This window comes from Nocardioides sp. CPCC 206348 (assembly GCF_048654705.1).
In the GTDB taxonomy this organism is placed as follows: Bacteria; Actinomycetota; Actinomycetes; order Propionibacteriales; family Nocardioidaceae; genus Nocardioides.
The window spans coordinates 4,740-9,101 of sequence record NZ_JBMCZA010000235.1 but is presented as its reverse complement, the minus strand read 5'-3'; the positions used below and the strand labels follow the sequence as shown (position 1 = coordinate 9,101).

General features: G+C 67.9%; 6 protein-coding genes. 3 read left to right on the top strand and 3 right to left on the bottom strand.

Annotation, left to right across the window (positions count from 1 at the left end):
- Positions 1–211 precede the first annotated feature (211 nt).
- Positions 212–847, top strand: a complete 636-nt coding sequence (locus ACOADB_RS26980) for a TetR/AcrR family transcriptional regulator (protein ID WP_378606326.1) — start codon at positions 212–214, stop codon at positions 845–847.
- A gap of 38 nt (positions 848–885) precedes the next feature.
- Here ACOADB_RS26980 and ACOADB_RS26975 read toward each other — a convergent pair whose 3' ends face one another.
- Together ACOADB_RS26975 and ACOADB_RS26970 are read right to left on the bottom strand one after the other, a co-directional pair.
- Positions 886–1,302 (bottom strand): type II toxin-antitoxin system VapC family toxin, encoded by a 417-nt coding sequence (locus ACOADB_RS26975; RefSeq protein WP_378606323.1) that lies wholly within the window; start codon positions 1,300–1,302, stop codon positions 886–888.
- Positions 1,299–1,538, bottom strand: a complete 240-nt coding sequence (locus ACOADB_RS26970; protein ID WP_378606320.1) for a FitA-like ribbon-helix-helix domain-containing protein — start codon at positions 1,536–1,538, stop codon at positions 1,299–1,301. Before ACOADB_RS26970 ends, ACOADB_RS26975 begins: the two co-directional genes overlap by 4 nt.
- 77 nt (positions 1,539–1,615) lie before the next feature.
- Between ACOADB_RS26970 and ACOADB_RS26965 the strand changes: the two genes are divergently transcribed.
- Both ACOADB_RS26965 and ACOADB_RS26960 read left to right on the top strand, forming a co-directional pair.
- Positions 1,616–2,404: an MBL fold metallo-hydrolase gene (locus ACOADB_RS26965; protein ID WP_378606317.1), complete on the top strand. Its 789-nt coding sequence runs from the start codon at positions 1,616–1,618 to the stop codon at positions 2,402–2,404.
- Between the two features lie 16 nt (positions 2,405–2,420).
- Entirely contained in the window at positions 2,421–3,986 is a 1,566-nt protein-coding gene (locus ACOADB_RS26960) for a peptide chain release factor 3 (protein WP_378606314.1), read from the top strand.
- A gap of 6 nt (positions 3,987–3,992) precedes the next feature.
- Here ACOADB_RS26960 and ACOADB_RS26955 read toward each other — a convergent pair.
- The coding region (locus ACOADB_RS26955; protein ID WP_378606311.1) for a nitrile hydratase accessory protein at positions 3,993–4,362 on the bottom strand (370 nt) is incomplete at its 5' end.

The following is a 4,362-nucleotide window of genomic DNA, read 5'->3' as shown; positions in this document are numbered from 1 at the left end:
GCGGTTCTCGAAGGTGGCCTGCCCGGCCTCCACGAAACGGCCGCCGATGAACGGGCGGGTGTGGAGGGTGGCCTTGGCCGCCTCCTGGACCCAGTCCTGATGTGAACGCACGAGTGATCCTTTCTTTGCGCTTCAGCGCAAATATGACCCAGCCCACACTTGCTGTCAATGCCTGGCCCGAAATCGCAGGTCAGGGCGCTACCGTGAAGCCATGGCGCGACGCAAGGACCAGACAGCTCGGCGCGAGCACCTGATTTCGGCAACCCTGAAGACGATCGCCACGCACGGACTGGCGGAGGCATCGATGAAGAACATCGCCGAGGAAGCAGGGATCTCCCCGCGGCTGATCGCCTACTACTACCCCGAGCTGGACGACCTGATCGAGGCCACGCACCAGGCGGCGACCGATCGCTACTACTGGTCCCGGCAGCGCGACATCGAGGGCGAGCTCTCCCCCACCGCGAAGCTCGCACGCCTGATGCACTCCGGACTCCCCCGTGGGGACGACCTCCTGCTCAGCCAGGTGCTCGACGAGATGTCGGTCAGCGCGAGCCGCAGCCCGATGCACGCCACCTTGATGACCCTGCTCTTCGACCGCGAGGTCTCGCTCTACGCCGCCGTCCTCGAGGTCGGCGCGGCGCTCGGCGAGTTCGAACTGACCGACTCCTCCGACGTCATCGCCCGCAATTTCGTCGCCCTTGAGGACGCCCTCGGCCTGCACCTGCTGGCCAACAACTCATCCATGACCCTGGCTCGCGCCGAGCAGCAGCTGGCCAGCTACGCCCGCGCCACCACGGGCGTGAAGATCGAGCCCGCCCCCGCAACGTCCGGGCGAGCGAAGAGCTGACGCTCAACTGCGGCGAGCCGCAAAGAAACCGGTAGTAGTCACTCGAACGGGTTGGTCACCCTGACGTCGGCAGCCTCGAAGGGAGCTACATCCCTCGTGGCGACGTCGCAACGATGAACACGAGCGATCGCGGCGATCATCGCGTCGACATTGGCGAGCGCGAGGCCGCGCTCTCGTGCCGAAGCGCGGATCTCGGCGTAAGCCAACGAAGCGGGCTCGTCGAAATCGAGGACCCGGGTGCCGAAGAGGGGCCGGATGCCCTGCTCGAAAGTGGTGCTCAGAGCGGTACGTCGGCGTCCGCGTGGCAGGGCTGCGACGCCAAACCGGATCTCCGCAAGGCTGATCGCTGTGAGGAACAGACTGCTCTCAGTCTGGCGGTCGGCCCACCCGACGACGATCGGATCGGGCCGGGCGCGCATCAACTCGGACACCACGTTGGTGTCGAGGATGATCACCCGAACTCGATCGGCTCGGTGACTGTCCGGTCCCGTTCGACCTCCAGGTCGAACCCGCCCACTTCAGCGGCGATCTGCACCATCCGCTCCCCGAAGCCGATGTCGACACGAAGAGCGACAGCGTCGTCGAGGATCTGGCGCACTTCCGCCTCGGTGCTGCGACCGCGCGACGCCGCCCGAGCCTTCAACGCCCGATGCGTCTCGTCGGAAAGGTTACGGATCGTGATTGCTGCCATCAGCCCTCCTGATATCAGATCTCAATATGCTATCACCTTGGTGGCCGCAGGCCCTTCCTGACCTCTAGGTTCTGTTCATGGCTCCCACCAAGATCACCCACATCGGCGGTCCGACGACCCTCATCGAGGTCGGTGGCTGGCGGATCCTGACCGATCCGACCTTCGACCCGCCGGGCAAGCGCTACTTCTTCGGCTGGGGTACGACGTCGCGCAAGCTCGTAGGCCCGTCGATCGCCGCGGCGGACCTGGGCCCGATCGATGCCGTCCTCGTCAGCCATCACCACCACGGCGACAACCTCGACCCGTCGGCGCAGGCGCTCCTCCCGACCTGGGGCACGACGGTCACGACGAAGAAGGCAGCAGCGAAGCTGGGCGGGAACTGCGTCGGCCTCGCGGCGTGGGAGACCACGCTGCTGGAGGCACCGGGCAAGGAGACCATCACGGTCACCGCTACTCCGTGCCGGCACGGACCGGTCGGCAGCGAGCCGATCACGGGGCCGGTGATCGGCTTCTCCCTCGCCTGGGCGGGTCAGGAGCACGGCGAGCTCTGGGTCACGGGCGACACCGTGCTCTACCCAGCGCTGCGCGAGGTCCCGTCCCGGTTGAAGATCGGCACGATCCTGCTCCACCTGGGTTCGGTCCGCTTCCGCTACCTCTCGGGCTGGTTCCGCTATACGATGGACGCCCGCGAGGGCGCCGAGCTGATCGAGCTCGTCGACCCGGCACACGTCGTACCCGTGCACTACGAGGGCTGGTCGCACTTCCAGCAGGGCCGTGCCGAAGCGGAAGCAGTGCTGGGCCAGTCACCACTGGCCAACCGGGTGACCTGGCTCGACCCCGGCGAGGACGTGACTCTGCCTGTGTAGGGGTAGATTTCGGCCAGTGTCCGACACTCGTCCCCGCCGTACCTTTGCCGTCATCAGCCACCCCGACGCCGGCAAGTCCACGCTGACCGAAGCGCTGGCGCTCCACGCGCGGGTGATCACCGAGGCGGGAGCGGTCCACGGCAAGGGTGACCGGCGCGCCACGGTGTCGGACTGGATGGCGATGGAGAAGGCCCGCGGCATCTCGATCACGTCGGCCGCGCTGCAGTTCGTCTACCGCGACCATGTCATCAACCTCGTCGACACCCCCGGCCACAGCGACTTCTCCGAGGACACCTACCGGGTGCTCTCGGCGGTCGATTCGGCCGTGATGCTCGTCGACGCCGGAAAGGGCCTGGAGCCGCAGACGCTGAAGCTGTTCAAGGTGTGTGCGCTGCGCGGCATCCCGGTGATCACGGTCATCAACAAGTGGGACCGCCCCGGCCTCCACGCCCTCGAGCTGATGGACCTGATCCAGGAGAAGATCAAGCTCCGTCCCACTCCCCTGACCTGGCCGGTCGGCGAGGCCGGTGACTTCCGGGGTGTCCTGGACCGTCGTACGGGCGAGTTCATCAAGTACACCCGCACCGCCGGTGGTGCCACCCGCGCGCCCGAGAAGCGGATGGGCGCCGACGAGGTCGAGGAGAACGACGCCCAGGTGTGGGCGCACGCCGTCGAGGAGCACGAGCTGCTCTCGCTCGACGACGCCGACCACGACCAGGACCGCTTCCTCGCCGGCGAGACGACACCGGTCATGTTCGCCTCGGCGCTGCAGAACTTCGGCGTCGCGCAGCTGCTCGACCTGCTGCTGGACCTGGCTCCCTCGCCGGACGCCACCCTCGGCGTGGACGGCTCGGTCCGCAAGGTCGACGACGACTTCAGCGCGTTCGTGTTCAAGGTGCAGTCCGGCATGAACAACGCCCACCGTGACCGCCTGGCCTACGCCCGCATCGTGTCCGGCTCCTTCGAGCGCGGCATGATCGTCACCCACGCCGCCAGCGGCCGCCCGTTCGCCACGAAGTTCGCGCAGGCCGTGTTCGGCCGCGACACCACCTCGGTCGAGACCGCCGAGCCCGGCGACATCATCGGCTTCGTCAACGCCCAGGCACTGCGTGTGGGCGACACCGTGTACGTCGGCGACGCGATCGAGTACCCGCCCGTACCGTCGTTCGCGCCCGAGCACTTCATGACCGCCACCGCGGGCGACATCAGCCGCTACAAGCAGTTCCGCAAGGGCATCGAGCAGCTGGACCAGGAGGGCGTGGTGCAGGTGCTGCGCTCCGACCTCCGCGGCGACCAGTCGCCCGTGCTCGCAGCTGTCGGCCCGATGCAGTTCGAGGTGGTCGAGGACCGGATGCTCAACGAGTTCAACTCGCCGATCCGGTTCTCGCGGCTCGACTACCAGGTCGCGCGCCTCACCGATGCTGCCGGAGCTTCGGCGCTGTCCGGCATCCGCGGCGTCGAGGTGCTGCAGCGCAGCGACGGCACCTACCTGGCGCTGTTCGTCGACCGCTGGCGCGCGCAGGTCACCGCGCGCGACAACCCGACGGTGATGCTCGAAGAGCTGCCGGCCGGCGGCAACTGACCGGTCTCAGTGGCCGTGGCCATGCCCGTGGCCGTGTTCGTCGTCGCGGTGGTCGTGCCCGTGGGGTCGGGCGAGCAGCTCGTCCGTGCGTTCGTCGACCTCGACGGGCAGCAGCGCTGACCTGGTGCTGAGGACCGCTTCCAGCGCGGCCGCCCAGCTCTCCCAGTAGGGCCGCTCCGGGTCGGCCGCGATCTGCGCGATCAGCTCCTGCCGGAAGTCTTCCCACTCCCACTGCCCGTCCCGGCACAACGCCAGCACGAGGCCGAACGCACGGCGTTCCCACGGTGCGTCGAACACGATCGCGCCGTTGTCGCGCGGCGGGGAGACGGTTCCTTCGAGGTCGGAGTCGATCGTTGCCTGCCCAGTCATCGGCTCA